Origin of the sequence: Bradyrhizobium sp. CSA207, assembly GCF_029051685.1 — a bacterium.
In the GTDB taxonomy this organism is placed as follows: domain Bacteria; phylum Pseudomonadota; class Alphaproteobacteria; order Rhizobiales; family Xanthobacteraceae; genus Bradyrhizobium.
The window spans coordinates 53,700-78,841 of record NZ_JAACFT010000012.1; the positions used below are offsets into that span (position 1 = coordinate 53,700).

General features: G+C 64.0%; 26 protein-coding genes and 1 pseudogene. 15 read left to right on the top strand and 12 right to left on the bottom strand.

Translation table 11 applies throughout. The annotated features are described in order from the left end of the window. Positions 1 to 11 precede the first annotated feature (11 nt). The 6 genes from cyoB to GWG65_RS15315 are packed head-to-tail and all read left to right on the top strand — an operon-like array spanning position 12 to position 5,753. Positions 12 to 2,009: a cytochrome o ubiquinol oxidase subunit I gene (gene cyoB / locus GWG65_RS15290; RefSeq protein ID WP_275196389.1), complete on the top strand. Its 1,998-nt coding sequence runs from the start codon at positions 12 to 14 to the stop codon at positions 2,007 to 2,009. After that, positions 2,010 to 2,639, top strand: coding sequence for a cytochrome o ubiquinol oxidase subunit III (gene cyoC / locus GWG65_RS15295; RefSeq protein ID WP_275196390.1), 630 nt, complete (start codon positions 2,010 to 2,012; stop codon positions 2,637 to 2,639). It begins immediately after the preceding gene. Continuing rightward, positions 2,636 to 3,010, top strand: a complete 375-nt coding sequence (cyoD, locus tag GWG65_RS15300) for a cytochrome o ubiquinol oxidase subunit IV (RefSeq protein ID WP_247383161.1) — start codon at positions 2,636 to 2,638, stop codon at positions 3,008 to 3,010. Before cyoC ends, cyoD begins: the two co-directional genes overlap by 4 nt. Continuing rightward, positions 3,007 to 3,867, top strand: coding sequence for an SURF1 family protein (locus GWG65_RS15305; protein WP_275196391.1), 861 nt, complete (start codon positions 3,007 to 3,009; stop codon positions 3,865 to 3,867). The genes cyoD and GWG65_RS15305 overlap by 4 nt, the downstream gene beginning before the upstream one ends. After that, positions 3,839 to 5,230 (top strand): ATP-binding protein, encoded by a 1,392-nt coding sequence (locus GWG65_RS15310; protein WP_275196392.1) that lies wholly within the window; start codon positions 3,839 to 3,841, stop codon positions 5,228 to 5,230. Before GWG65_RS15305 ends, GWG65_RS15310 begins: the two co-directional genes overlap by 29 nt. Then, on the top strand, positions 5,220 to 5,753 hold the full coding sequence (locus GWG65_RS15315; RefSeq protein ID WP_275196393.1) for a response regulator transcription factor: 534 nt from the start codon (positions 5,220 to 5,222) through the stop codon (positions 5,751 to 5,753). The genes GWG65_RS15310 and GWG65_RS15315 overlap by 11 nt, the downstream gene beginning before the upstream one ends. A 248-nt stretch (positions 5,754 to 6,001) precedes the next feature. Here GWG65_RS15315 and GWG65_RS15320 read toward each other — a convergent pair whose 3' ends face one another. The 5 genes from GWG65_RS15320 to GWG65_RS15340 all read right to left on the bottom strand — a co-directional run bounded on the left by GWG65_RS15320 (position 6,002) and on the right by GWG65_RS15340 (position 13,023). After that, positions 6,002 to 6,838 (bottom strand): CarD family transcriptional regulator, encoded by an 837-nt coding sequence (locus GWG65_RS15320; RefSeq protein ID WP_275196394.1) that lies wholly within the window; start codon positions 6,836 to 6,838, stop codon positions 6,002 to 6,004. A gap of 347 nt (positions 6,839 to 7,185) precedes the next feature. After that, positions 7,186 to 7,524 (bottom strand): ferredoxin FdxA, encoded by a 339-nt coding sequence (gene fdxA / locus GWG65_RS15325; RefSeq protein WP_027545217.1) that lies wholly within the window; start codon positions 7,522 to 7,524, stop codon positions 7,186 to 7,188. A gap of 144 nt (positions 7,525 to 7,668) precedes the next feature. After that, positions 7,669 to 7,989, bottom strand: a complete 321-nt coding sequence (locus GWG65_RS15330; RefSeq protein ID WP_275196536.1) for an RNA-binding S4 domain-containing protein — start codon at positions 7,987 to 7,989, stop codon at positions 7,669 to 7,671. Then, positions 7,986 to 11,411: a helicase-related protein gene (locus GWG65_RS15335; protein ID WP_275196395.1), complete on the bottom strand. Its 3,426-nt coding sequence runs from the start codon at positions 11,409 to 11,411 to the stop codon at positions 7,986 to 7,988. Before GWG65_RS15335 ends, GWG65_RS15330 begins: the two co-directional genes overlap by 4 nt. 802 nt (positions 11,412 to 12,213) lie before the next feature. Next, complete coding sequence (locus GWG65_RS15340) at positions 12,214 to 13,023, bottom strand: DUF3108 domain-containing protein (protein WP_342760645.1); 810 nt, start codon at positions 13,021 to 13,023, stop codon at positions 12,214 to 12,216. A 513-nt stretch (positions 13,024 to 13,536) separates the two neighbouring features. On the opposite strand from GWG65_RS15340, the gene rpmB reads away from it, so the two are divergent. The 4 genes from rpmB (at position 13,537) to GWG65_RS15360 (ending at position 16,428) form a co-directional block, all read left to right on the top strand. Then, positions 13,537 to 13,845, top strand: a complete 309-nt coding sequence (gene rpmB / locus GWG65_RS15345; RefSeq protein WP_275196398.1) for a 50S ribosomal protein L28 — start codon at positions 13,537 to 13,539, stop codon at positions 13,843 to 13,845. Between the two features lie 442 nt (positions 13,846 to 14,287). Further along, a complete protein-coding gene (locus GWG65_RS15350; protein ID WP_275196399.1) occupies positions 14,288 to 15,535 on the top strand; it encodes a hypothetical protein in 1,248 nt (415 codons plus the stop codon). Positions 15,536 to 15,652: 117 nt separating this feature from the next. Next, complete coding sequence (locus GWG65_RS15355) at positions 15,653 to 15,889, top strand: hypothetical protein (protein ID WP_275196400.1); 237 nt, start codon at positions 15,653 to 15,655, stop codon at positions 15,887 to 15,889. After that, positions 15,886 to 16,428: a hypothetical protein gene (locus GWG65_RS15360; protein WP_275196401.1), complete on the top strand. Its 543-nt coding sequence runs from the start codon at positions 15,886 to 15,888 to the stop codon at positions 16,426 to 16,428. The genes GWG65_RS15355 and GWG65_RS15360 overlap by 4 nt, the downstream gene beginning before the upstream one ends. A 45-nt stretch (positions 16,429 to 16,473) precedes the next feature. Here the strand turns inward: GWG65_RS15360 and GWG65_RS15365 are convergent. Continuing rightward, positions 16,474 to 16,621: pseudogene (locus GWG65_RS15365) on the bottom strand (DUF1488 family protein); the annotation flags it as partial. Between the two features lie 116 nt (positions 16,622 to 16,737). Here GWG65_RS15365 and GWG65_RS15370 point away from each other — a divergent pair. Together GWG65_RS15370 and ftsZ are read left to right on the top strand one after the other, a co-directional pair. Then, positions 16,738 to 17,352 (top strand): hypothetical protein, encoded by a 615-nt coding sequence (locus GWG65_RS15370; RefSeq protein ID WP_275196402.1) that lies wholly within the window; start codon positions 16,738 to 16,740, stop codon positions 17,350 to 17,352. Between the two features lie 50 nt (positions 17,353 to 17,402). Beyond that, a complete protein-coding gene (ftsZ, locus tag GWG65_RS15375; RefSeq protein ID WP_275196403.1) occupies positions 17,403 to 18,662 on the top strand; it encodes a cell division protein FtsZ in 1,260 nt (419 codons plus the stop codon). A 129-nt stretch (positions 18,663 to 18,791) separates the two neighbouring features. Here ftsZ and GWG65_RS15380 read toward each other — a convergent pair whose 3' ends face one another. The 4 genes from GWG65_RS15380 to GWG65_RS15395 form a co-directional block, all read right to left on the bottom strand. Next, the gene (locus GWG65_RS15380) at positions 18,792 to 19,346 is read right to left on the bottom strand and encodes a hypothetical protein (RefSeq protein ID WP_275196404.1); all 555 of its coding nucleotides are present in this window, start codon (positions 19,344 to 19,346) and stop codon (positions 18,792 to 18,794) included. Between the two features lie 252 nt (positions 19,347 to 19,598). Continuing rightward, the gene (locus GWG65_RS15385; protein ID WP_275196406.1) at positions 19,599 to 19,877 is read right to left on the bottom strand and encodes a DUF1488 domain-containing protein; all 279 of its coding nucleotides are present in this window, start codon (positions 19,875 to 19,877) and stop codon (positions 19,599 to 19,601) included. Positions 19,878 to 20,057: 180 nt separating this feature from the next. After that, positions 20,058 to 20,354: a hypothetical protein gene (locus tag GWG65_RS15390; RefSeq protein ID WP_275196408.1), complete on the bottom strand. Its 297-nt coding sequence runs from the start codon at positions 20,352 to 20,354 to the stop codon at positions 20,058 to 20,060. Further along, positions 20,351 to 20,614, bottom strand: coding sequence for a hypothetical protein (locus GWG65_RS15395; RefSeq protein ID WP_275196409.1), 264 nt, complete (start codon positions 20,612 to 20,614; stop codon positions 20,351 to 20,353). Before GWG65_RS15395 ends, GWG65_RS15390 begins: the two co-directional genes overlap by 4 nt. Before the next feature lie 199 nt (positions 20,615 to 20,813). Here GWG65_RS15395 and GWG65_RS15400 point away from each other — a divergent pair, with 199 nt between their 5' ends. The 3 genes from GWG65_RS15400 to GWG65_RS15410 all read left to right on the top strand — a co-directional run bounded on the left by GWG65_RS15400 (position 20,814) and on the right by GWG65_RS15410 (position 23,200). Continuing rightward, positions 20,814 to 21,095 (top strand): hypothetical protein, encoded by a 282-nt coding sequence (locus GWG65_RS15400; RefSeq protein WP_275196410.1) that lies wholly within the window; start codon positions 20,814 to 20,816, stop codon positions 21,093 to 21,095. A 265-nt stretch (positions 21,096 to 21,360) separates the two neighbouring features. Then, positions 21,361 to 22,722, top strand: coding sequence for a DUF2235 domain-containing protein (locus GWG65_RS15405; protein WP_275196411.1), 1,362 nt, complete (start codon positions 21,361 to 21,363; stop codon positions 22,720 to 22,722). Between the two features lie 232 nt (positions 22,723 to 22,954). Then, entirely contained in the window at positions 22,955 to 23,200 is a 246-nt protein-coding gene (locus GWG65_RS15410) for a PilZ domain-containing protein (RefSeq protein ID WP_275196412.1), read from the top strand. A gap of 45 nt (positions 23,201 to 23,245) precedes the next feature. On the opposite strand, the gene GWG65_RS15415 is transcribed toward GWG65_RS15410, so the two are convergent. Both GWG65_RS15415 and GWG65_RS15420 read right to left on the bottom strand, forming a co-directional pair. Then, positions 23,246 to 23,653 carry a hypothetical protein gene (locus GWG65_RS15415; RefSeq protein ID WP_275196413.1) on the bottom strand — a complete coding sequence of 136 codons (408 nt, stop codon included), beginning with the start codon at positions 23,651 to 23,653 and terminating at the stop codon, positions 23,246 to 23,248. A 321-nt stretch (positions 23,654 to 23,974) separates the two neighbouring features. Next, entirely contained in the window at positions 23,975 to 25,087 is a 1,113-nt protein-coding gene (locus GWG65_RS15420) for an NADH:flavin oxidoreductase/NADH oxidase (protein ID WP_275196414.1), read from the bottom strand. Positions 25,088 to 25,142 lie beyond the last annotated feature (55 nt).

Consider the following 25,142-nt stretch of genomic DNA (forward strand, 5'->3'; position numbering starts at 1 on the left):
AGAGAGCACGCATGTCTCCTGATCTTCTCAAGCTCATCTTTGGCCGGCTCACCATCGAATCGCTGCCGCTGCACGAGCCGATCGTGGTCGGCACCTTTGCGGTGGTCGCGACCGGCGGCCTCGTCATGTTCGCTGGTCTCACCTATTTCCGTGTGTGGGGCTATCTGTGGCGCGAGTGGTTCACCAGCGTCGACCACAAGCGCATCGGCATCATGTACATGATCCTCGGCATCGTGATGCTGCTGCGCGGCTTCGCCGACGCGCTGATGATGCGATTGCAGCAGGCGCTCGCCTTTGGCGGCTCCGAGGGCTACCTCAACGCCCATCACTACGACCAGGTCTTCACCGCCCACGGCGTGATCATGATCTTCTTCGTGGCGATGCCGCTGGTCACCGGCCTGATGAACTTCGTCGTGCCGCTCCAGATCGGCGCGCGCGACGTGTCGTTCCCGTTCCTGAACAATTTCAGCTTCTGGATGACGGTCGGCGGCGCGGTGCTGGTGATGGCCTCGCTGTTCATCGGCGAATTCGCCCGCACCGGCTGGCTGGCTTATCCGCCGCTGTCGAACATCGGCTACAGTCCGGACGTCGGCGTCGACTATTACATATGGGGACTGCAGGTCGCGGGCGTCGGCACGACGCTGTCCGGCATCAACCTGATCTGCACCATCGTCAAGCTGCGGGCGCCGGGCATGACCATGATGCGGATGCCGGTCTTCACCTGGACCTCGCTCTGCACCAACGTGCTGATCGTCGCCTCCTTCCCGGTTCTGACCGTCGTGCTCGCGCTGCTCTCGCTCGATCGCTACGTCGGCACCAACTTCTTCACGAACGATTTCGGCGGCAGCCCAATGATGTACGTGAACCTGATCTGGATCTGGGGCCATCCCGAGGTCTACATCCTGGTTCTCCCCGCGTTCGGCATCTTCTCCGAAGTGACCTCGACCTTCTCGGGCAAGCGGCTGTTCGGCTACACCTCGATGGTCTACGCCACGGTGGTCATCACCATCCTGTCGTATCTGGTCTGGCTGCACCACTTCTTCACGATGGGGTCGGGCGCCAGCGTCAACTCGTTCTTCGGCATCACCACGATGATCATCTCGATCCCGACGGGCGCGAAGATGTTCAACTGGCTGTTCACGATGTATCGCGGCCGGATTCGCTTCGAGCTGCCGATGATGTGGACGATCGCCTTCATGCTGACCTTCGTGCTCGGCGGCATGACCGGCGTTCTGCTCGCGGTGCCGCCGGCCGACTTCGTGCTCCACAATAGCCTGTTCCTGATCGCGCACTTCCACAACGTGATCATCGGCGGCGTCGTGTTCGGCGCATTCGCCGGCATCGGCTACTGGTTCCCGAAGGCGTTCGGCTTCAAGCTCGATCCGTTCTGGGGCAAGCTGTCGTTCTGGTTCTGGGTCACCGGCTTCTACCTCGCCTTCATGCCGCTCTATGTGCTCGGCCTGATGGGCGTGACCCGGCGCCTGCGCGTGTTCGACGATCCGAGCCTGCAGATCTGGTTCATCGTCGCCGGCATCGGCGCTTTCCTGGTCTTCCTCGGCATCCTCTCGATGCTGATGCAGTTCGCCGTCAGCTTCCTCAAGCGCGAGCAGCTCAAGGACGTCACCGGCGATCCCTGGGATGCGCGCACGCTGGAATGGGCGACCTCCTCGCCGCCGCCGGCCTACAACTTCGCCTTCACCCCCGTCGTTCACGACAATGACGCGTGGTGGGACATGAAGAAGCGCGGCTACGTCCGTCCGCTTCTCGGCTTCAAACCGATCCACATGCCGAGCAACACCGGCACCGGCATCATCCTCGCCGGCTTCGCCACCGCGATGGGATTCGGCCTGATCTGGTACATGTGGTGGCTTGCGGCTGCGAGCTTCATCGCGTTGCTCGCCGTCGGAATCGGCCACACCTTCAACTATCACCGCGACTTCGACATCCCGGCCGACGAGGTCATCCGGACCGAAGACGCGCGCACCAAACTGCTCGCCGGAGCCAAGTAAATGACGATCGCTGTCAATCCCACCCAATCGGGCGAGCCGATCTTCTACCTCGCCGACGAACATCCGCATCCGGAAGGCTGGAGCACCTCGCTCGGCTTCTGGATCTATCTGATGAGCGACTGCCTCATCTTCGCGATCCTGTTCGCCACCTTCGGCGTGCTCGGCGGCAATTATGCCGCCGGCCCGGCGCCGAAGGATCTGTTCGACCTGTCGCTGGTCGCGGTGAACACCTCGATGCTGCTGCTGTCGTCGATCACCTATGGCTTTGCCATGCTGACGATGGCGCAGAACCGCATCGGCGCGACGCAGATGTGGCTGGCGGTCACCGGCCTGTTCGGCCTCGCCTTCATCGGCATCGAGCTCACCGAGTTCGCCCACATGATCCATGAAGGCGCAACGCCGCAACGCAGCGCCTTCCTGTCCGCCTTCTTCACGCTGGTCGGCACCCACGGCCTGCACGTTTCCTGCGGCCTGATCTGGCTGGTGACCTTGATGGTGCAGGTCTGGAAGTTCGGCCTGATCGAGGCCAACCGCCGTCGCCTGATGTGCCTGTCGATGTTCTGGCATTTCCTCGACGTCGTCTGGATCGGCGTCTTCACCTTCGTCTATCTCCTGGGAGTTCTGCGATGAACACCGACACCCACGCCGTCCACGCGGACCATCATCACGACGACCATTCGCACGGCTCGCTGTCGACCTACCTGCTCGGCTTCGTGCTTTCGGTCGTGCTCACCGCGATCCCGTTTTGGCTGGTGATGAGCGGTGCACTTCCGAGCAAGCAGATCACCGCGCTCGTCATTATGGCGTTCGCGGTGGTGCAGATCGTCGTGCACATGATCTACTTCCTGCACATGAACACCAAGTCCGAGAACGGCTGGAGCATGATGGCGCTGATCTTCACCATCGTCATGGTCGTGATCGCACTGTCCGGTTCGCTTTGGGTGATGAGCCACCTCAACAGCAACATGATGCCGATCCATCAGATGACCGGGATGAAGTGAGCGAGGCCGTGACAGGCAAGGCAAAGGGCGCGCGCGGCAAGGCTGCGCGTCCCCCTTTGTGGCTCACGGTCGTCTCGCTCACGGCTTTCGCGCTGCTGATCGGCCTCGGCGTCTGGCAGATCGAACGCCGCGCCTGGAAGCTAGCGCTGATCGACCGTGTCGAGCAGCGCGTCCATGCCGCCGCACAGCCGATCCCCTCGCCGACATCGTGGCCGACGGTCACCGCCGCAAGCGATGAATACAGGCACGTCGCCGTCACCGGCCGCTTCCTGCATGACCGCGAGGCGCCGGTCCAGGCCGTTACCGAGGAAGGCCCCGGCTATTGGGTGCTGACGCCGCTCCGGCGCGACGACGGCACGCTGGTCCTGATCAATCGCGGCTTCGTTCCGTCCGAGCGGCGCGACGCATCGACGCGACAGGAAGGCAATCGGCAAGGCCAGGTCCAAGGCCAGGTCAAAGACCATGTCAAAGTCACCGGCCTGCTCCGGATGAGCGAGCCGAAAGGTGGCTTCCTGAGGACCAACGACCCCGTTCACGACCGCTGGTATTCGCGGGACGTCGCCGCAATCGCCGCCGCGCGGGACCTGCACGACATCGCCCCATTCTTCATCGATGCCGACGCCGGATCACAATCCGGCGGCGGTCCAATCGGCGGATTGACCGTGGTCCGCTTTCCCAATAACCACCTGATCTACGCGCTGACGTGGTTTGCCCTCGCTTTCATGCTGGCCGGTAAACTTTTCGTCACATTCGGCGGCGGGCTGTTCCGGGGCAGGCGCTTCGTCCACGAACCGGCCGGCGATAGCGCCGCCCGCAGGACGGGATCAGATGCTGGAACGATCGTCGAGCCGACCTGACGACGGAAAGTCGCCTTTGCGAGGCGAGTTGGCCGTCACACTGCAATCGCAGGCGGACGCGCGCAGCGAGCTGATTGGCGCGGCTCCGACCGACGACGAAACCAACCGCAAGAACATGGCGCTGCTGATCCAGCTGCGCTGGACCGCAGTGGTCGGCCAGATCGTGACCATCGGCGGCGTGCATTTCTGGCTCGGCATTCCGCTGCCGCTCGCCCGGATGGGCGCGGTGATCGGTGCGCTGGTGCTGCTCAACGTCTCGAGCCTGGTCTGGGTACGCCATCGGGCCGCGATTACCAACAACGAGCTCTTGGTTGCGCTGATGCTGGATGTCGCGGCCCTGACCGCGCAGCTCTACCTCAGCGGCGGCGCCACCAATCCCTTCACCTCGCTGTTCCTGCTTCAGGTGACGCTAGGCGCGGTGCTGCTCGATGCCCGTTCGACCTGGTCGCTGGTCGCGCTGACCTGCGCCAGCTTCGTCTGGCTGACGCTGGCCTACCGGCCGCTCGAGCTGCCGCCCAATCCGCTCAGCGAAACCTACAGCCTCACCGTTGCCGGCATGCTTTTGGGTTTCGTCCTCAACGCCGTGCTGCTGGTCGTGTTCGTCACCCGCATCAATCGGAACCTGCGCGAACGCGACGCGCATCTGGCGGCGCTGCGCCAGCATGCAGCCGAGCAGGATCACATCGTCCGCATGGGCCTGCTCGCGTCCGGCGCCGCGCATGAGCTCGGCACGCCGCTCGCGTCGCTCTCCGTCATCCTCGGCGACTGGCGCCGCATGCCGAATCTCGCCGCCGACCAGGAGCTCGCCGAGGATCTCGCCGAGATGGAGACCTCGCTGCAGCGCTGCAAGTCGATCGTCACCGGCATTCTGGTCTCGGCCGGCGAAGCGCGCGGTGAAGGCTCGTCGCCGACGACGGTGACGGCCTTCGTCACCGCATTGGTCGAGGAATGGCGCAACGCACGCTCGGCACGCACGCTGTATTTCGTCAACACGTTCGGCGAGGACGTCGCGATCGTCTCCGACGTGGCGCTGAAGCAGGTCATCTTCAACGTGCTCGACAATGCCTATGAGGTCTCGCGCGAGTGGGTGGAACTCGTGGCCGAGCGCGAGGGCGACAATCTCGTGCTCTCGATCAGCGACCGCGGCCCGGGCTTTGCGCCGGAGATGCTGGCACAGCTCGGAAAGCCCTATCACTCCAGCAAGGGCCGCGCCGGCGGCGGGCTCGGCCTGTTCCTGGTGGTGAACGTGGTGCGCAAGCTCGGCGGCAGCGTCACCGCCGAGAACCACCGGAAGCGCGGCGCCACCGTCCGCCTCACGCTGCCGCTCGCAACGCTCGCGATCGGAGGCAGCTTTGACGTCTGACCGTTCGCTCATCGTGGTCGAGGACGATGCCGGCTTTGCGCGCACGCTGAAGCGCTCGTTCGAGCGCCGCGGCTACGAGGTGGTGCTGGCCGCCTCGATCGAAGAGGTGCGCATGGTCCTGGAGGAACAGTCCTTCGGTTACGCCGTGGTCGATCTCAAGCTCGGCGGCGCCTCTGGCCTTGCCTGCGTCGAGCTCCTGCACACCCACGATGAGGAAATGCTGATCGTGGTGCTCACGGGCTTTGCCAGCATCGCCACCGCCGTCGAAGCGATCAAATTGGGGGCCTCCCATTATCTTGCAAAACCTTCCAACACCGACGACATCGAGGCCGCCTTCAACAAGGCCGAAGGCAACACCGAAGTCGCGCTCGATGCGCGGCCGACCTCGATCAAGACGCTGGAATGGGAACGCATCCACCAGACCCTGATCGAGACGGATTTCAACATCTCGGAAGCAGCGCGACGGCTCGGGATGCATCGCCGGACATTGGCAAGGAAGCTCGAGAAGCGGCCGGTGAAGTAGCCTCTCGTCTTCCCGGCGAAGGCCGGGACCCATAGCCACAGGAGGTGGTTTGACGAAGACTCGTGGTTACCGAAGCGCTCCTTACAACTCCTTCCTGGGGTAATGGGTCCCGGCCTTCGCCGGGACGACGCGGAATTTGTTGCCAGCTTCGCGCTACGCTTCCGTCGTCGTTCCGAACAAGCGGCCCGAACAAAAAAGCCCGGCCATTTGGCCGGGCTTTTGATCTCTGCGATGGACGCGAGAGACGCTTACGCGGCCTCGTCGGCGACGGTGGCGCCATCGGCGTCGTCGGCATCGCCCTCGGCATCCGTATCGGCCTCGCCGTCGGCGGCTTCCGTCTTGGCGCCGGTGCGGCGCGGGCTCTTGGCGAGCTGGGCTTCGATCTCCTTGACCGCTTCGGTCTCGGTCGAGTGCTGCACCACCGCGATCTCGCGCGACAGACGATCGAGCGCCGCTTCATAGAGCTGGCGTTCGCTGTAGGACTGCTCGGGCTGCGATTCGGAGCGGTAGAGATCGCGCACCACTTCCGCGATCGCGACGATGTCGCCCGAATTGATCTTCGCTTCGTACTCCTGGGCGCGGCGCGACCACATGGTGCGCTTGACGCGGGCGCGGCCCTTGAGCGTCTCGAGCGCCTTCTTGACCAGCGCGGGCTCGGAGAGCTTGCGCATGCCGACGTTGGCGACCTTCGCGGTCGGAACGCGCAGCGTCATCTTGTCCTTGATGAAGTTGATGACGAACAGCTCGAGCTTGGCACCGGCGATCTCCTGCTCCTCGATGGCCAGGATCTGGCCGACGCCATGAGCGGGATAGACGACGAATTCGTTGGCCTTGAAGCCCTGGCGCTGCGTCACGACCTTCTTTTCCTCGACCTTCGGCGCGGGTGCAGCGGCCTTCACGGCCGGCTTGGCAGCGACGGGGGCCTTGGCAGGGGCGGCAGCAACAGGCGCCTTCGAAGCAACAGGCTTGTGAGCGGGAGCCTTATGAGCGGGAGCCTTGGAAAGGGCAGCCTTGGAAGTGGCAGCCTTGGCAGCAGGCTTGGAAACGGTCGCTTTCGCGGCAGTTTTGGCAGTCTTATGAGGCATTGCGCTTCTTTTGTTCTTCGAGGACTTTGCAGCCGGCGGCGCCTTGGCAGCGGCCCGACCCTTGGATGCGCTACGGCTGGCCGCGGCGACTTTTTTGGCCTCCTTATGGGAAGCCCTCGCTGAAGTACTCTTTTTACGCGTTTTCTGTGACACAGCCTGCGCGCGGAAACTGCCACGCCCCTGTTCGACATTTGGTTTCACGGGAACCCAGAGGGGCCAAGTGGGCTGACGGGGTTCAGCTTGATGTGCCCAATATAGCACATTTCCCGCAAAAATCAATGATTTAGGGGTCTTGAGGGCTGGTTTTCGGCGCGTTTGAAGCTAATAGGGTTAAGTTTGAGCCCGAATTAGTCGCCCGAGCCGGGGTTCGGCGAAAAATACTTCTCGAACTTGCCTTCCATCCCGTCGAATTCCTTGGCGTCGGCGGGTGATTCTTTCTTCTGGGTGATGTTCGGCCAGCTCTTGGCGTAGTCGGCGTTGACCGAAAGCCACTTTTCCAAGCCCGGTTCCGTGTCCGGCTTGATGGCGTCGGCGGGGCATTCCGGCTCGCACACGCCGCAATCGATGCACTCGTCCGGGTGGATGACGAGCATGTTCTCACCCTCATAGAAACAGTCGACCGGGCAGACCTCGACGCAGTCGGTGTACTTGCACTTGATGCAGGCTTCAGTGACGACGTAAGTCATCCAACGCTCCGAAAAGCTCTTTTAAAAGTCGCGGCTTGCGTAGCGCGGATGGCCCGGCGCCGCAAGGTCGGGAGCGGCCGATCATGGCTGCTTTCCGCGCGTGATCGACCAAGAAATGAATGCATTGCGCAATTAATTGCGCTTCTAGTTGCGCTTGGCCTCGCCGAGCTCCTCGTAGAGCACGCGCGCCGAAGCAGCATCGCCGCGGCGCTCGTTGAAGGCGGCCACTTTCAGGACGCGCACGGTGCGATCGAGCGCGATCGTCAGCACGTCGCCGATCTTGACCGCATGTCCCGGCGACTTCTCGCGCACGCCATTGATGCGGACATGGCCGGTTTCGACGAGCTCAGCCGCCGAGGTGCGCGCCTTCACCACCCGCGCATGCCACAGCCATTTGTCGAGGCGCTGCCGTTCGGTCGTGGGCGTTCTTCCTCTTCCTTCCTCTTGTTCCTTCCTCTTGGCTATTCCTTACGCCCCGCGAGCTGCTCCTTCAACGCAGCGAGCTTGGCGAAGGGCGAGTTCGGATCGATCGGACGATCGCGCTCGCGCGGATTCGCACTCGAGGCGTAGGGACGCAGCGAGGGACCGCCCTGGCGGTCGCGGCCCTTGTCGCGGTCGCGGCCACGATTGTCGCGGCCCTTGTCGCGATCGCCGCCGAACTTGCCCTTGTTGCGATCGCGATCCTTGTCGCGATCCTTGCCCTGATCTCTACCTTGGAAGCTGCGGTTCTCGCGTCCATCCTGGCGCGGCGCGCCTTCGGCACCGCCCTCGCGGGGCTTGCGGAAATCCTTGCCGCCATCCCTGCGATGACCGCCATGGCGGTGACGCTCGCCGCGCTTCTCGCCATCAGCCGCCGGCGCCGCTTCGCCCTCTGCCGGTGCAGCGGCTGCCTGGGCGCCGTCCTGCGCACGCGGCTGATTGTGGTGACGCTGGTGGCGATGGCGCTCGTGGCGCGGCTTGCGATCCTCGTGACGGCCGGCGGGACGCCAGACCTCGACGAGCTCGGGCTCGGCGGGGGCGGCGGGTTCCACGGGCGCAGCGGCGTCGGCCGATGCGGCGGCTTCCGTTGCGGCGGTCTCTGCGGGCGCAGCCTCGAGGCTCGATTCCTCCGCGGGCGCTGCGGCCTCTTCAACGGGCGGTGCGATGCCGGGGGCATCTTCCGGCGTGACGGGGGCTTCGGCCGATTCCAACACAGGCTCGGCCTCGGGCGCGGGCGCGTCGTGCTGCTCCATGCCGGGCGCGTCTTCGACGGTGACCGGCTCGGCGACGGCTTCGGTGGATACGGTCGGCTCCTCCGGCAGGCCGGCAACGGCCTCAGCCGCGATCTCAGTCTCGGTCTCGGTCGATGTCTCTGCACTGCCCTCGGCGGGCACAGTCTCGGCCGCGACCGTCTCAGCGACAGGCGCCGCCGGCTTCGGCGGCAGCGGTGCGCGCTTTTCCATGCGATAGCCGAGCGCGCGCAGCACCGAGGCGAAATCTTCGCCGGCCGAGCCGGTGAGCGAGGTCATCGCCTGCGTCACCACAAAGCCGCGGCCATCGAACGCGCCGGCGGGCTTTTCGCCGGGCGAATTCTCGCGCCACGACAGCGCCGGACGAATGAGATCGGCAAGCCGCTCCAGAATGTCGACGCGCACGGCGCGCTCGCCGGCCTGCTTGTAGCCGAGCACGCGATAGGCATCGCGCGGCAGCTGCTTGTCGACCGGGAACGAGGTGCGGCCCGAGCTTGCCAGATGCTGCGCGCCTGACAGCGACGAGAGGTCGACATTGTCCTGCTTCAGCGCCCACAGCAGCGCGGCGAGTGCACGCGCCGCGGGTTTCAAGAGGCCGGGGAAATAAAGGTGATAGGCGCCGAAGCGGACGCCGTATTTGCGCAGCACGGCGCGCGAGGGCTGGTCGAGATCCTTCAGCTCGCTCACGATCTTCGGCCGCTCCAGCACGCCGAGCGCCTCGACCAGCTGATAGGCGATGCCGCGGGCAATGCCGGTGACGTCAGCCGCCTTCGACAGCTCGAACATCGGCCCGAGCAGCTTTTCGATATGCGTCTTGAGCCAGAGATCGAGCCGCGCCTGCACCTTGTCGCGGGGCGCGCCGGTCAGCCGCTCGTCGGAGATGATGCGGATGCGCGGATGCAGCGCCTCGTCTGCGGCCGTCAGCCGCGCCACCGCGTCGCCGGTCCAGCGGATGGTGCCGTCGGACGTCAGCACGAACTGCTCGTCCGGCGCATTGCCCAATTTTTCGGCGCGCGCATTGATCTCGCCGGCGAGCACCGCCTGGGCGGCAGCCTGCAAGGCTTTCGCATCCGAGCCGGCTTCCGCCGCATCCGGTGCAAAGGTGAAGCCATCGAGGCGGCCGATGACATGGCCTTCGACGATGACTTCGCCGGTCTTGCCGATTTCCGTATTCAAGCTCGTGTTCTCCCGCAGGCGGCGCATCAATACACTGGTCCGGCGATCAACGAAACGCTCAGTCAAGCGTTCATGGAGCGCATCCGATAATTTATTTTCGACCTCCCGCGCGATCCCCTGCCAATGTTCGGGGTCCGCGAGCCAGTCCGGCCGGTTGGCGACGAAGGTCCAGGTGCGGATCTGCGCGATCCGGGCCGACAGCGTGTCGATATCGCCGTCGACGCGGTCGGCCTGGTCGATCTGGGCCGCGAACCAGGCATCGGGAATGCGGCCCTTCTGCATCAGGAAGCCGTACAGCGTGGTGACCAGCTCGGCGTGGGCGGCCGGCGACAGCTTTCGGTAATCCGGGACCTGGCAGGCCTCCCACAGCCGTTCCACGGCGGCCTTGCCATGCGCGATATCGCGCACCTCGACGTCGCGGGCGGCGTGATCGAGCACCCGCATGTCCTCGGCGATCGGCGCGCGCGTCAGGGACTCATGGCCGGGGGCGAGGTTCAGCGAGACCTGGAGCGCGCCGAGCGAGGCGAAATCCAGCCTCGCGTTGCGCCATTGCAAAACCTTGACGCTGTCGAAGGTGTGGTTCTGCAGCGCGTTCACAAGCTCGGGTTCGAACGGCGCGCAGCGGCCGGTGGTGCCGAAGGTGCCGTTGCGCGTGGCGCGACCGGCGCGGCCGGCGATCTGCGAGAATTCGGACGGCGTCAGGCGGCGGAACTGGTGGCCGTCGAACTTGCGGTCGGAGGCGAAGGCGACGTGGTCGACGTCGAGGTTGAGACCCATGCCGACCGCGTCGGTGGCGACGAGATAGTCGACGTCGCCGTTCTGGAACATCGCCACCTGCGCATTGCGCGTGCGCGGTGACAGAGATCCCAGCACCACGGCGGCGCCGCCATGCTGGCGGCGGATCAGCTCGGCGATGGCGTAGACCTCGTCGGCGGAGAACGCGACGATCGCGGTGCGCCGCGGCTGGCGCGTGATCTTGCGGTCGCCGGCGAATTCGAGCTGCGACAGGCGCGGCCGGGTGATCATGGAGACGCCGGGGAGCAGCCGCTCGATGATGGGGCGCATCGTTGCAGCCCCGAGCAGCAGCGTCTCGTCGCGGCCGCGGCGGTTGAGGATGCGGTCGGTGAAGACGTGGCCGCGTTCCAGATCCGATGCGATCTGGACCTCGTCGACGGCGAGGAAGGAGACGTCGAGGTCGCGCGGCATCGCCTCGACGGTCGAGACCCAATAGCGCGGCGCCTTCGGCTTGATCTTCTCCTCGCCGGTGATCAGCGCGACGGCCTCGGGCCCCGCGCGATCGGCGATCTTGTTGTAGACCTCGCGCGCCAAGAGCCGCAGCGGCAGCCCGATCATGCCGGACGAATGCGCCAGCATCCGTTCGATGGCCAGATGGGTCTTGCCGGTATTGGTCGGCCCGAGCACCGCAGTGACGCCAGCGCCGGGGGCACGCTCGGAGGCGAAGGGGGAGGAGGCAAAGGGCATCTGGGGGATAGGTAATGGCGATTTGGGGCGAATGTCAGTGCTGTTTGGGGCGATGGCAGGGGCCCCTGCCAAAACCCGTCGCGGGATGGCGCGAAGCGCTCATCGCACACACACCGCTGTCATCGCCCGGCTCGACCGGGCGATCCAGTATTCCAGAGGCGGCGCAGATCAAGCCGAGAGGGCGCGGCGTACTGGATGCCCCGGTCAAGCCGGGGCATGACAGCGGAGAACGCGGCGGCTCTCCCCAATCCTCGCGCAACTGTCTCACTTTGCGACGCTTTTCCCGTTGGTTTTAAGCTTCGGAACGACTCCAGAACGAATCGCGGCCGAATCGCTGACTCCGTGTTGAGTCCTGTTCCGTTCACGCAAGATGTCGCGGGACGTTGGTTGGCTCGCACTAGATGGAGTTTCGCGCCGTCGCACAAGCGGCGTTTCGATGGCGCGTTCCTTAAAGCTGGGGACGGCGCGGAGTCGAATCAGAATCGGGCAGGAGTCAAATGGATTCACATGGGCGGACCATCCAAAATCAAAAGCGTGAAAACAACCCCATGCACAGTAGGCAAGCGATTGAAATAACGGGCTTTCTTAACCCTCCCCTGGAGGGGTCCGAGACGAGCGTAGCTCGCTCGTGGGTCGCTTTGCATGGAGCGCAGCGAAATGCGTCGCGGGGTGGGGTGATCTATCCACTCGGGCAGCGCATCAAAGGAGAGACCGTCACCCCACCCCGCTCGCGCTGCGCGCGATCGACCCACGAGCGAGCTACGCTCGTCTCGGACCCCTCCAGGGGAGGGTAGGCGCCTGCCTACTGCGTCTTCGCGACTCTTGGCGGCTGGGCGGAGGTGATGAAGCTGGTGGCTTCCAGCATCGCCGGCCCCAAGGGCGTCGGCACTTTCAGCCAGAACGGAACCAGGATCCGCGTACCCGCCACGGGGGCAAACGCGATCTCGATGTTGCGCTGGGCGGCGAGGTATTTGATCACGGGGCGGTCGGGGATGTAGCCGGCGACGGGGACGAAATACAGCGAGCAGACCACGACCGGGCCGCGATAGCCCTTTTCCGCCTTCACCGTTTCCATGCGCTTGAAATCGAGCTTGAGCTCGTAGCGCATGCGGCCGTCGAACACCGGCGCGGAGTTGTGGCAGGCCTCCGCCGACAGGGGATCGCCGGTGCCGGGCACGCGCAGCAGCGAGGCCGTCATCGGATCCCAGACGCCGCGGCGATGCGCCTCGGTGACGACGATGCGATCGGCATCGACCGGCGGCTCCGGCAGAATCGCAAAATCCTTCACATTGCCTTTGTCGAGCGTGATGCGGATCTCTTCGGTCTTCTTCGAGGTGGTGGTGGAGGCCTGGTAGCCGGTCGCGACCAGCGCGCCGTTGACCACGCGGCCCTGCGAGGCGCCGGTGCCGGAGCCATTGGCGATCGATTTCAGCAGCCCCGAGGTGCCGCCCGAGGCCGCGGCAGAAAACACCTCGTCCTGGATGTCGATGTTCCAGGCGCCCTTGCCGACGGGAATGCCGGCCAGCGTCGCCTCATACTGCGCCTCGAGCTTGCCTTGCGCCGCCGCCGGCTTCGCCTCCCAAGCGAAAGCCAGGACGCACAGCGCGGCCAGAGCCAGCCGGCCGGCGCGATGCAGCCGGGGCAGATGAGGGGTCAGGGTCAGCACGAAGCCATCCAATGGGGCCGTCAGGCCTTGTTAGTTAAGCCAAATATTGCGGCAAACAATGTATCCGGGCTCAAGGCTGCGGAACTCCAGGCGACTCTTCGGGTGCGATTACGCCCTTTATGTGATGGTAAGCGGTTTTAATCATTGCCGTTTTGGTGATTGGGGGCGATGGTCGACGGCGACTCTCGCCTTGCTCCCCTGTCATGCCCCGGCTTGACCGGGGCATCTAGTACGCCGCGGCCTCTCGCTTCCAGCCGCGCCGCCTCTGGAATACTGGATCGCCCGCCTTCGCGGGCGATGACAGCCGTGGGGCGGCTCCAAAACAGGCCTCGTCGCCTTGACGTCCCGCCGCTTCCCCCCTATACGTCCGCCGCTCCCTGCAAGGACAGAGAATTTGCCCCCGTGGCGCCCCGGATGGCGGCCGCACATCGTTGGGGGAAAGATTGAGGATTTGAAGCCATGTCTCGCCGCTGCGAACTGACAGCCAAGGGCCCCCTCGTCGGCCACAAGGTCAGCCACTCCAACATCAAGACCAAGCGCCGCTTCCTGCCGAACCTGGTCAACGTGACCTTCATCAGCGAAGCCTTGGGCCGCAACGTGCGCCTGCGCGTCTCCACCAGTGCGGTCAAAAGCGTCGACCACAATGGCGGCCTCGACGCCTACATGCTCAAGGCCAAGGCCGACGTCCTGTCGCCCCGCGCCCTTGAGCTGAAGCGCGCGATCCAGAAGAAGGTCGGCGAAGCGCAGCCCGAGAAGCAGGCGAGCTAAGCGAATTTTTGGAATGGGCAGGGGCTAAGTCGCGTCGCGTGGCGTGGCGTAGGCTTAGCCAAGTAGAGTTTTGAGTAGCGGCCGGATCTGAAGATCCGGCCGTTTTTGTTGTGCGGCCAGCCTGATTGTACCTCTGCCTATCTTGCTCTGACTTCATTGCCCGCTATGATCGAAAAAAACGATGATTCAACTTGGGGGTCGTGGGTTGGGGCTCAGTGTCAGTCAGCTGCGGGCTATCGCGCAGCAGCGCGATAGATATAAAACGCAGCTACTCATTCGAAAAAGTTTGAGTCCTAGACGCGAATTTCCTGATGCCGTGCATCACTTCAAGATCTTCTACAATGCGAGAGGCAACGCTACGCCACCGGCTGACTTCTCGCCGTTGCGCATGTAGTCGAATTACCAGAACGTTCCTTTCACCGCTTCCGCGCGAATTCATGGCATGAGCAAAGCCTACACCAAGACGATACAACAAGCACTTGGGCGTGATCCCGTGCACCCCTTCCCCGCCCGGATGGCTCCGGGCATAGCTCTTGATATTTTGTCCAGCGAGCCAGAGCGAATTCGGGTCCTAGATCCAATGATGGGCTCAGGGACTGTACTTGCCATGGCCCGCGCGAGCGGTCATTCGGCGATCGGAATTGACATTGATCCGCTTGCAGTCCTTTTGGCCCGCGTTTGGACGACGGCGGTGGATGAAACCCGGGCGAAAGCCAAGGCTGTAGAGGTCTTGAAACGCGCAAAGGATAGTCTGCCCTCGCTCAGCGTAAGCGACGCATACCCACTAAATGCGGATTCAGAGACTCGCCGCTTTGTTCGGTATTGGTTCGATGTATACGCTCGCAAGCAACTAGCCTCGCTCGCTCACTCGATTCACGGCGTGAGAGATAATAACGTCAGAGACGTACTATGGTGCGCTTTCTCACGCCTAATCATTACTAAGCAGGCTGGCGCTTCATTGGCGATGGACCTCTCCCATAGCAGGCCACATAAAGCATTTGAGAGCGCCCCAATTAAGCCGTTCAACAAATTTCTTGCTGCTATTGATCACGTTCTGAAAAACTGCATCTCAAAGAACCAACCTGAACGCGGACCAGCGACGCGGACATCGCTCGGCGACGCCCGTAAGCTTCCTCTTACGAGTGGTACTATCGATCTTGTTTTAACTTCCCCTCCTTACCTCAACGCAATCGATTACATGCGGTGCAGTAAATTTTCGCTAGTTTGGATGGGACATACAATCGGCGAGCTGAGTTGCATTCGGACTGATAGTGTCGGCACAGAATGCGGCGACCACGATGCTCGCGAAGATTCGGACATTAAGAGAATCATTTCTGATCTGCGACTGAGTCCCCAACTCAGTCGTCGGCACGAAGCTGTCCTCGCACATTATGTCGACGACATGATGCGCTCCATTGATGAGGTGGCTCGTGTGCTAGCGCCGGGAGGCAGGGCAGTCTATGTCGTGGGAGAAAACACGGTTCGCGGAACGTTTATCCCTAACGCCAAGATCGTGACGGCAGTTGCCGAGCACGCGGGCCTCTCCATCGGCACTAGAAAAGCTCGAACTTTGCCAGCTAACCGACGCTACCTTCCACCGCCAACAGTTCTAAACGCGCCAGAAGCGATGGGAGGCCGGATGCGCAGGGAGGTTATTCTAACTTTCTCCAAACCTACAGAGGGCCTCTGAGGAAGAAAGATTGAGACGCCGCTTTCATTTTAGCGGCATCGCTGCCTGCGCCAGACGGATAGCCTTCGCCAACCATGTTGACATTTGTTAACACCCTCTGTATCTTCAGGTCTCAGCATGGCTGATCGGCCCAGGCACCCGCACAAGGAAATCGAGGCCGTCGTCGCGCAGGCCGAATCGATTGGTTGGCGGTGGCGCAAGATGGGGCATTGGGGGCGGCTGTTCTGCCCGCATGCCGGTCGCGATGGCTGCCAGGTCGGCGTGAACGGCACACCGAAGAATCCGGAAGACCACGCCCGGCAGGTGATGCGCGCGATCGCGCGCTGCCCGCACGGAGGAGAGGAGGACAAGTGAAGAAATTCGAATTCAGCATCATTGCGTCCGGCCTCGATCCTGCGGCGGAGGATTTCGAGCAGCGCTTCTACGATGCCGGCTGCGACGACGCGGCAATCGCCTTCCAGAAGGGCCACATCATCGTCGACTTCACCCGGGAGGCGAAATCAGTCAGCGAGGCCATCGTCACGGCGGTGCGGAACGTACAGGCCGCCGGCGCCCGCGTCGATCGCGTCGAGCCCGACCCGCTCGTCAGCCTCTCCGATATCGCCGCCCGAACCGGAATGACGCGCGCGGCGATGACGCAATATTCCAAAGGACAGCGAGCCAAGGACTTTCCCTCGCCGGTCGCCCGCGTGACATCCGACAGCCCGCTGTGGGATTGGGCGACGGTCGCAAAATGGCTGTTTCATCACGACAAGCTCAGCCGCGACGAGGCGATCGAGGCAGCCGCCGTGCGAGCGGCCAACGCGGCGATCGGATCGCGCACAGCCAAGCTCGAAGAGACTTTGAAGGGAAGCCTGAAAGCCTACGAGAAGGAGCTCGACCGGGCAGCGTGAGGCGCGGGATATCCGCAGGCTCGCCTGCTCTGCGCGCCTCCCCCTACCCCGAAAATCAATGCTCCGCAGCACGATCCCCCGGCGGCGACCCCTCGAACTCCGTCGCCTGGTATTTGCGTTCCACGCAGGCTTCGATGCGCTCGCGCAGGCGGGTGAACTGGGCTTCGCGCTCGGCGGGTCTGGCGCGCGGGCCCGGCGCTAGCGCCGCGCGCGTTAACCGTCCATTAACCAACGCAGCCTAGCCTGAAATCATCGTCCAGTCATCATCAGCCCGAAATGCCTTCCCGGTTCGCTCCAGGAGAAGCGTCGATGTCCGTTGCGTTGCTGACGTATGCCGATCTAGGTGCCCGCCTCAATATCTCTCGCGAGGCCGCTCGTTCGCTTGCCAGACGACGCCGTTTGCCGTGCTCGCGTTCGGATGATGGCAAAGCCCTGGTGAGCATTGATTTCTCCGAACTCCGGTACATGCCCCGCCCACGAATTGGCCGCCAGGCAGACCACATCGCCACCCCCATGGCTGAGATCGAGGCATTAGAGCCATTTCCGTTCCGATGGAATCGGAACGGGGCTCTAGATTATTGTTTAGACGCGTTTTCTTTACGCGAACCGGTATCCACTTCGCTCGAAAACGCTCTGGAGATCGAGGCATTCAAGGCGGAGGTCGCGCGGCTCGAAGCCGTCGCAGCCGCCTACAGGGTAGTTTTCGAGCGTGAGCGCGAGCGCGCCGATCGCCTGGCCGTCGAGCTGCTGCAGGCGGCTGCCGAAACGACGGCAGCCAATACGTGGGCGGCACGACTGGAAGACGAAGTGGCGGCTCTGCGGACCGGTCGCCGGGCCGGCGGCGCGATCGCGGGACAAGCCGCGCTTCGATTGGGACATCTGGCCGCGGCCATCGTGGGCGCAGACCGCGCGGCTTGCAGGTAGCACTCGAACCTTTCTCCATCCCGGCCTGCCGGAGCAACCGCGAGGACAGAATGACTGGCATGACCGATATTCGCGAGATGAAGGCCCGCATTGTCGTGTTCGGGGTCGGCGGCGCCGGCGGCAATGCCGTCAACAACATGATCACGGCCGGGCTGCAGGGGGTCGACTTCGTCGTCGCCAATACCGACGCGCAGGCGCTTGCCATGTCGAAGGCGCCGCGCATCATCCAGCTCGGCACAACGGTGACTGCAGGCCTTGGCGCCGGCTCGCAGCCCGAATTGGGACGCGCCGCAGCCGAGGAGGCCATCGATACGATCCGCGATCAGTTGACCGGCGCGCACATGGTGTTCGTGACTGCCGGCATGGGCGGCGGTACCGGCACCGGGGCTGCACCCATCATCGCCAGGACTGCGCGCGAGCTCGGCATCCTCACGATCGGCGTGGTCACCAAGCCATTCTACTTCGAGGGCCAGCGCCGCATGCGCTTTGCCGAAGCCGGCATCGAGGAGTTGCTGAAGACAGTCGACACCCTGCTGATCATCCCGAACCAGAACCTGTTCCGGGTGGCCAGCGAGAAGACCACATTCGCCGATGCCTTTGCCCTTGCCGATCAGGTGCTCTATTCGGGTGTGGCCTGCATCAGCGACCTCATCGTCAAGGAAGGCCTGATCAATCTCGATTTTGCCGACGTTCTCTCCGTGATGCGAGAGAAGGGCAAGGCCATGATGGGAAGGGGCGAGGCTTCCGGCGAGAAGCGCGTGCTCGCCGCCGCCGTGGCCGCAATTTCCAATCCATTGATCGAGAACCCTTCGATCAAGCGCGCCAGCGGCCTCATCATCTCCATCACTGGCGGCCGGGATCTCATGCTGTTCGAAGTCGACGAAGCTGCTACCCGCATTCGCGACGAGGCGGACCCGGACGCCAACATCATCGTCGGCGCGTCGTTTGATGAGAGCCTTGAAGGTATCGTCCGCGTCTCAGTGGTGGCGACCGGAATCGATAATCTTGACCCGGCGCAGCAGACGCAACCGGCGGAAAGCCCACTCACGCAGCTCGCCGGCAGGCTGCGCAACGGCAACCGCCGCATCGCCGATCGCATCGAGCGCGGTGCACCGCTTCCGCAAATGGAGAGCACGCCGCTTCGCCCGGAGGCCCGCCACCCTGCGGGGCCACCGGCAAGGCCGAATCTGGAATATACGCGCCACGCAGCTCCCCAGCCGCATGATCCTTACGGCCGCTCCTCTGCGCGCAATGCGGCCGACGAAGGCATTCTCGATATCCCAGCCTTCCTGCGCCGCGCGGCCAACTGAGCGGTCGAGGAGTCCGCGTGCTCGTCGCATGCCGATCGACATGCTGGCGTTGACGACGGGAATTTCATCGGCGAATTCCGAACATCAGATCTGCGGACGACCTTCTGAGGTACGCAGTGCGCCGATCCTTCACGCTGCCGTGCTGCGCGGGTTCTCCGTTACTTCCTTTTCCGCCTCCTTGTCACGAGACAGCCATGCTGGAAAACGAAGCAGGCGATCGTTGTTGTCTTTTGGCGGTTCGATGGGCGGTACGATGGACCCCTCATTGGCTGAACTCGGGAGGTCGAGTGTAGCGTGGCCGACTCGCACCGCATCCGCGCGTTGGTCCAGTTCGCGCAACAGGGGATCGATGACGCTGTCGATTTCGGTCGCCACCGATACTAGAAAACTGTTGAGCTCGCGAGCCTCCGGCACAACTGCCGCAGCCTGCTCGATCGCCTTGCAGAGACCATCGACAACAGGTGCAAACGCGCTTCCGGCCTGTCTGATTCGGGTTTTGATCGCTTCGATTTCGCCCAAGGCGCGATCACGCTCCCGCCTGTTTTTCTCCTCCGAAAGGCGGGCTTCGATTTCGGCGATCTGAGCCGTCAGGGTCGCGGCTTCAGACGCAAGAGCATCGCGTCGTCCGCGCGCGCGATCGAGATCGCGACTGAGATTGTCCACTAAGTCGTCCTTTCCGAACATTGCTTTGCTCCGTAGGACAGCCGTAACGCGAACCGTCAACCTGGCAACCGAACGAATAGCCGGATCGGCCGAAACAGGCATCAACTTCAGTCGCGTCGCATGGGCCGACATGGTGATCCCCCAATCGTCCACATTAGGCGACCGCATGGTTAACAAGTGGTTAATTTCAACGCTGATGCGGCAATGGCGCCGCGAATACAATTGAAAATGCGCAAAGCTTGCGCACGCTCGCGGTGCGAACCGTCGCCTACTCTACCCCCGAAAATCAATGCTCCGCAGCACGATCCCCGGCGGGGTGCCTTCGAACTCGGTCGCCTGATACTTCCGTTCCACGCAGGCTTCGATGCGCTCGCGCAGGCGGGTGAACTGGGCTTCGCGCTCGCTCGGCCTGGCGCGCGGGCCGCGCTCGAGGTCGTCCATGGCGGAGGTCGAGATCGCGCAAGCGATCTCCTTCGCGCCGTCCTGCATCGAGAACTGGACGATGCCGCGGTCCTGTTCGTGGCCGATGAAGCGGGTGCTGGTGAGGGTCATGGGGTACTCCTTTGCGTCCGCGCGTCGTCCCGGCGAAAGCCGGGACCCATTGCCGCGGTCAGCGTTGTCGAGGCACGCTGTGGCCCTAGCATGCGCACCAACTCACTTCGGTGGTTATGGGTCCCGGCTTTCGCCGGGACGACACCGAGGGTTAGGCCCGGGCACTGGCCGGCATCGGCTTCAGCTCTCTGCGCCGAGTCTCGCAAAATCGTCGAACAGGGCGGCCACCAGGGCGCGGTGGCGGGTGTCTTCGGTGGGCAGGCTGGCGGCATAGAGGTTGAGCAAATGGCGGGCCTTCACCGCGGCCTCGGGCCAGGACATGGCGGGCACCGACATCATGCGGTTTTCGAGATCGGCCTCGCGCTCGCGCAGCTCCCTGACATTGGCCTCGACCTCGGCCAGCGCGCGGCGCAGATCGGTCGCCTTCTGCGCGGCCATGCCGCGGTGCTTGTCGAGATCGACGGTGTGGTCAGTCATGTGGCGGCACTCGCGTCGGCGGCCTGGGCATTGGCAAGGTCGACCGAGCCGATCGACAGCATCTCCGTCGCGCCGTGCACGCCTTCGGACGGCACCGTGATCATGGTGGCGATGCGGCGATAGGCCGAGAAGGTCAGCGCCTCGATCGTCTCCTCGTCGGTGACGACCTCATAGGCGCCGGCCGGCAACTCGCGCGCGATGCCGCGGATGTGGAATGGATGCTTGAAGGTGACGGTTTCTCGCCGCGAGCGGATGGTCATGCACGCCTGCCTTTCGCAAAGGGGGGCCCCAACCGACGCCAGCTGGCCGCGACCATGCGCCGGTTAGGGGGCAATAGCCAGCCTTAATGTCAGCGCGCGCCGGCACTTAAGGTGCAATGCGGTGTCCGCGCGTGCGACTTTTAGCCCTCGCTATCGGCGGGCCGCAGGCGTAGGCTCGCCTGCATCACCGCAGTTCGGAGTGGATCGTGCCGCACGTCGACGTTCCGCTGTTTGTTCTGCCGCGCTGCGGCCGGCGCGGACGCTGGCGCGCGACGCCGCCATAGAGGCGCGTGCTGCAATCGGGCGATTTTTCGCGAATTCGAACCCCACAGAGGAGAGCGACGTCATGGCCAAGGGACAGCAACGTAGCAATCGCGAAACCAAGAAGCCGAAAAAAGACAAAGCCAAGGTGATCGCCGCCGCCCCGACGCGGAAGGAAGCCGGCTGGCAGCCGGATTTCGGGCCGGCGAAGAAGAAGTAGCGGGCGCGGGCGGAGCCGGCCTTCCCTTCTCCCCTTGTGGGAGAAGGTGCCTTGCCGAAGGCAAGGCGGATGAGGGGTTGTTTCCGGGACTTCTGACGCGAGAGATTCACGCGCGGAAAGAGACCCCTCACCCGTCTCAATCGCGCAGAGCGCGATTGATCCACCCTCTCCCACAAGGGGAGAGGGGGAAGCGCCGCCACCGCCTCCTCCCCTCCTTGCATTTGCGCTATACTCGCACCGGTAGCATCACCCGGAGGGGCCACCTGTGGAGCACGAGCACGCGTCCGAGCCGAGGAATCTCGTTATCTGCTGCGACGGCACCGGCAACGAGATCTCGGAGAACATCTCCAACGTCCTGAAGCTGTATCGCTGCCTGCGCAAGACCGACAAGACGCGGCCGCGGCAGCTGGTGTTTTATGATCCCGGCGTCGGCACGGTGACGGAGCCGTCGACCTGGCACCGCTGGAAGGCCAACATCAATCTGGTGCTGGGGCTCGCCACCGGCTACGGGCTCGATGACAATGTGCTGTCGGCCTATTGCTTCCTGGTCGAGCATTACGCGCCCGGCGACAAGATCTATCTGTTCGGGTTTTCGCGCGGCGCCTACACGGTGCGGGTGCTGGCGGGGCTGATCCACAAAATTGGACTGATCTCGCCGGAGCAGGCCAATCTCGCAGGCTCGGGCCTCGTCGCCTACAAGCAATATTCGGGATCGGGGCGCGGCAACGACGTCGCCGACCTCACCGACGTCGGCAGCGACGAGGACGGGCCGCTGCCCAAGGACAAGTTCGATCTCGCCGCGCAATTCGCGCGCATCACCTCGTCGCGCTGGCCGACCATCCATTTCATCGGGGTGTGGGACACGGTGGCGAGCGTGATCGTGCCGCGCGCCGATCGGTTCTATCTGCCGAGCTTCGAGGAGCTCGCCTTCACGCTGCGAAATCCGAGCGTGCAGATCTTCCGCCAGGCGATCTCGATCGACGAGCGGCGCTGCATGTTCCGCCTCAAGAAGTGGGAAGAGCCGCAGGAATATTGGAGCAACCGCTTCGTGCCCGACGACAAGAAGGGGCCGCAGGACATTTTGCAGGTGTGGTTCGCAGGCGTGCATTGCGACGTCGGCGGCGGCTATCCCGAGACCGAGAGCGCGGTGTCGAAATATCCGCTGATCTGGATGCTCGAGGAGGCGGCCAGGGCGGGGCTGAACTTCGACCCGCGCACGGTGAACCAGCTCGCCTGGGGCGTCCAGCGCAAGAACTCACCGTTCAAATACGTCGCGCCGGATGTGGACGGCGAAGTGCACCATTCGATGAATGCGGCCTGGCGCCTGCTGGAATATCTGCCGAAGCGCGCGACCTACAAGGAATGGCCGGAGCGGAAAGTGGTCCTCGGCTTTTACATCCCCGACTGCGAACCGCGCGTCATCCCCGAAGGCGCCCATGTGCATGAGAGCGTGGTGAAGCGGATTGCGACGATGCCGGGGTATCGGCCGGTGAACATGCCAAAGAGTTTTGTGACAGTGCCGATGCCGGTGCGGCCGGGGGTGGAGGTTGCGGGCGAGGTGGAGGTGCGCGACTTTCCTTCTCCCCCTGTGGGAGAAGGTGGCTTCGCGGCACGCGAAGCCGGATGAGGGGTTGTCGCCGCGAACGCGAGAGCTTCGTATGCCGAGCGAGACCCCTCACCCGTCTCGCCGCTGCGCGGCGAGCCACCCTCTCCCACAAGGGGAGAGGGGAAGGGAGCCCACCCCCCTTCCGCCACTTTTCATTAAAATTCTCACCCCCGCCTTAGCCGTATCGCATCATCTTTCCCGGCATCATTGCAGCCCACCGCCGCGAGCCCTGCGGAATTGGAGGAGAGTGCCAATGCATCCGCGCCGACATGCCCGGGTCAAACCCGCCGGCCTCGTATCCCGCCAGGCCAAGATCATCACCGACCCGCGCGCGCCGGTGATCCCGTGCACGCTGATCGACTATTCGGCCGGCGGCGCCTGCGTCGATCTCGGCGGCCAGGTGAAAATCCCCGACCGCTTCGAGCTGCTCCACGTCAACACCAAGAAACGCTGCCGCATCGCCTGGAAGCGCGGCACGCGGGTGGGCGTGGTGTTTTAGAGGGCGCGGTTGCGTACCCTCCCCTGGAGGGGGAGGGTAAGCCCCCTACTTCCGCATTCGCGCCTTTGTGCCGGCGACGATCTGCATGGCGACGCCGGCGATCCAGGCGGTGAAGACGAGCCAGGTCAGCGCGCTGTGCGGCTCCAGCCGCAGCACGATGACGGCCACGGACGCGAACGCGGCGAGCGTGGCGCACAACGTGCCGGCGGAGCTGAGCAATTCGGCGGCGTCGATCTGGCTGTGGGCTTCGTCGAACGGCAGTTGCGGCGTGTCGATGCCGAGATAGAAGCCGACCACGCCGAGCAGCATCATCACCAGCAGAAAGCCCTGCGTGGTGAGCGCAGGAATCGTCGAGCCGACATAAGCGCCGACGAACAATCCGCACGCAGCGCCGGCCATGGCAAGGCCGACGCGCTCCAGCACATGGGCAGCTTTGCGAAAACGAAAACGCATGACGGGCCTCGTGGGCTTGAGTGCGCGACAGGTTAAGCCTGTTTTGCGGCGGGTGGAAGCTGAGGAGGGTTACGGATGCGTGAGGTGGGGAGGTGTGGGCAATAGCGGTGCCACATCCTCCGGCGTCGTCCCGGCCTAGTGCGCAATTGCGCACGGGGGGCCGGGACCCATAACCACAGGGAGTGGTTTGGCGAAGACTGTTAGTCAAGTTGTTCGATGGCAATGGGCACCGCGCGCCACCGATGGATCACGCGGTATGGGTCCCGGCCTTCGCCGGGACGACAATCGTGAATATGGCGCCGCTATCGCGTCTCACGCCCCTTACCTCGCCCCGAACGTGGTCCTCCCAAACAGCTGCTTCTGCGTCGAGGGCTGCGAGCGCCAGTATTGCGGCGGGGCTTCGACCTCGCCGCCGAGTTCGGCGGCGGCGTGCCAGCCCCAGCGAGGGTCGTAGAGCATGGCGCGGGCGAGCGCGACCATGTCGGCCTTGCCGGATGCGACGATGTCCTCGGCGTGCTTCGCTTCCGTGATCAGGCCGACGGCGATGGTGGGCAATCCCGTTTCGCGCTTGATGGCGTCGGCAAACTGCACCTGGTAGCCGGGACCGAGCGCGATCTTCTGCAGCGGCGAGACGCCGCCGGAGGAAGCGTCGATCCAGTCGGCGCCGCGGGCCTTCAGCGCCTTGGCAAATTCAATCGTCTGCGCCAGATCCCAGCCGCCCTCGACCCAGTCGGTCGACGACACCCGCATGCCGACCGGCTTGTCATGCGGGACCACGGCGCGCACCGCGTCGAACACTTCGAGCGGAAAGCGCATGCGGTTCTGCAAGCTACCGCCATATTCGTCGGTGCGCCTGTTGGAGATCGGGGAGAGGAACTGGTGCATGAGATAGCCGTGCGCGCCGTGCAGTTCGATGGCATCGATGCCGATGCGCATCGCGCGCTTTGCGCTGTCGACGAAGGCGTCGCGGATGCGCCGGAGCCCGCTTGCATCGAGCACCAGCGGCGCGGCCTCGCCCTCCTTGTGCGGCACGGCGCTTGGGGCCACCGTCTGCCAGCCGCCTTCACTCATCGGAATCAGCTGGCCGCCGTCCCATGGCCGCGCGCTCGACGCTTTCCGGCCCGCATGCGCGAGCTGCATCGCGATCGCCGTGCTGGAATGTTTTCGCACCGAATTCATGATCTGCTTCAGCGCCGCCTCGCAGGCGTCGCTGTAGAGCCCGAGGCAGCCCGGCGTGATGCGCCCGATCGCCTCGACATGGGTCGCCTCGATGCAGAACATCGCCGCGCCCGACAGCGCCAGATTGTTGATGTGGGTGAAATGCCAGTCAGTGGCGACGCCGTCGTCGGCCGAATACTGGCACATCGGCGAGACCACGACACGATTCTTCAACGTCAGGCCGCGCAGCTTGATCGGGGAAAACAGGGCGCTCATGCGGGGGAGTTCCGGGAATGGAGGGGGCGATGCGGAGAGTGTAGTGAGGGGACAC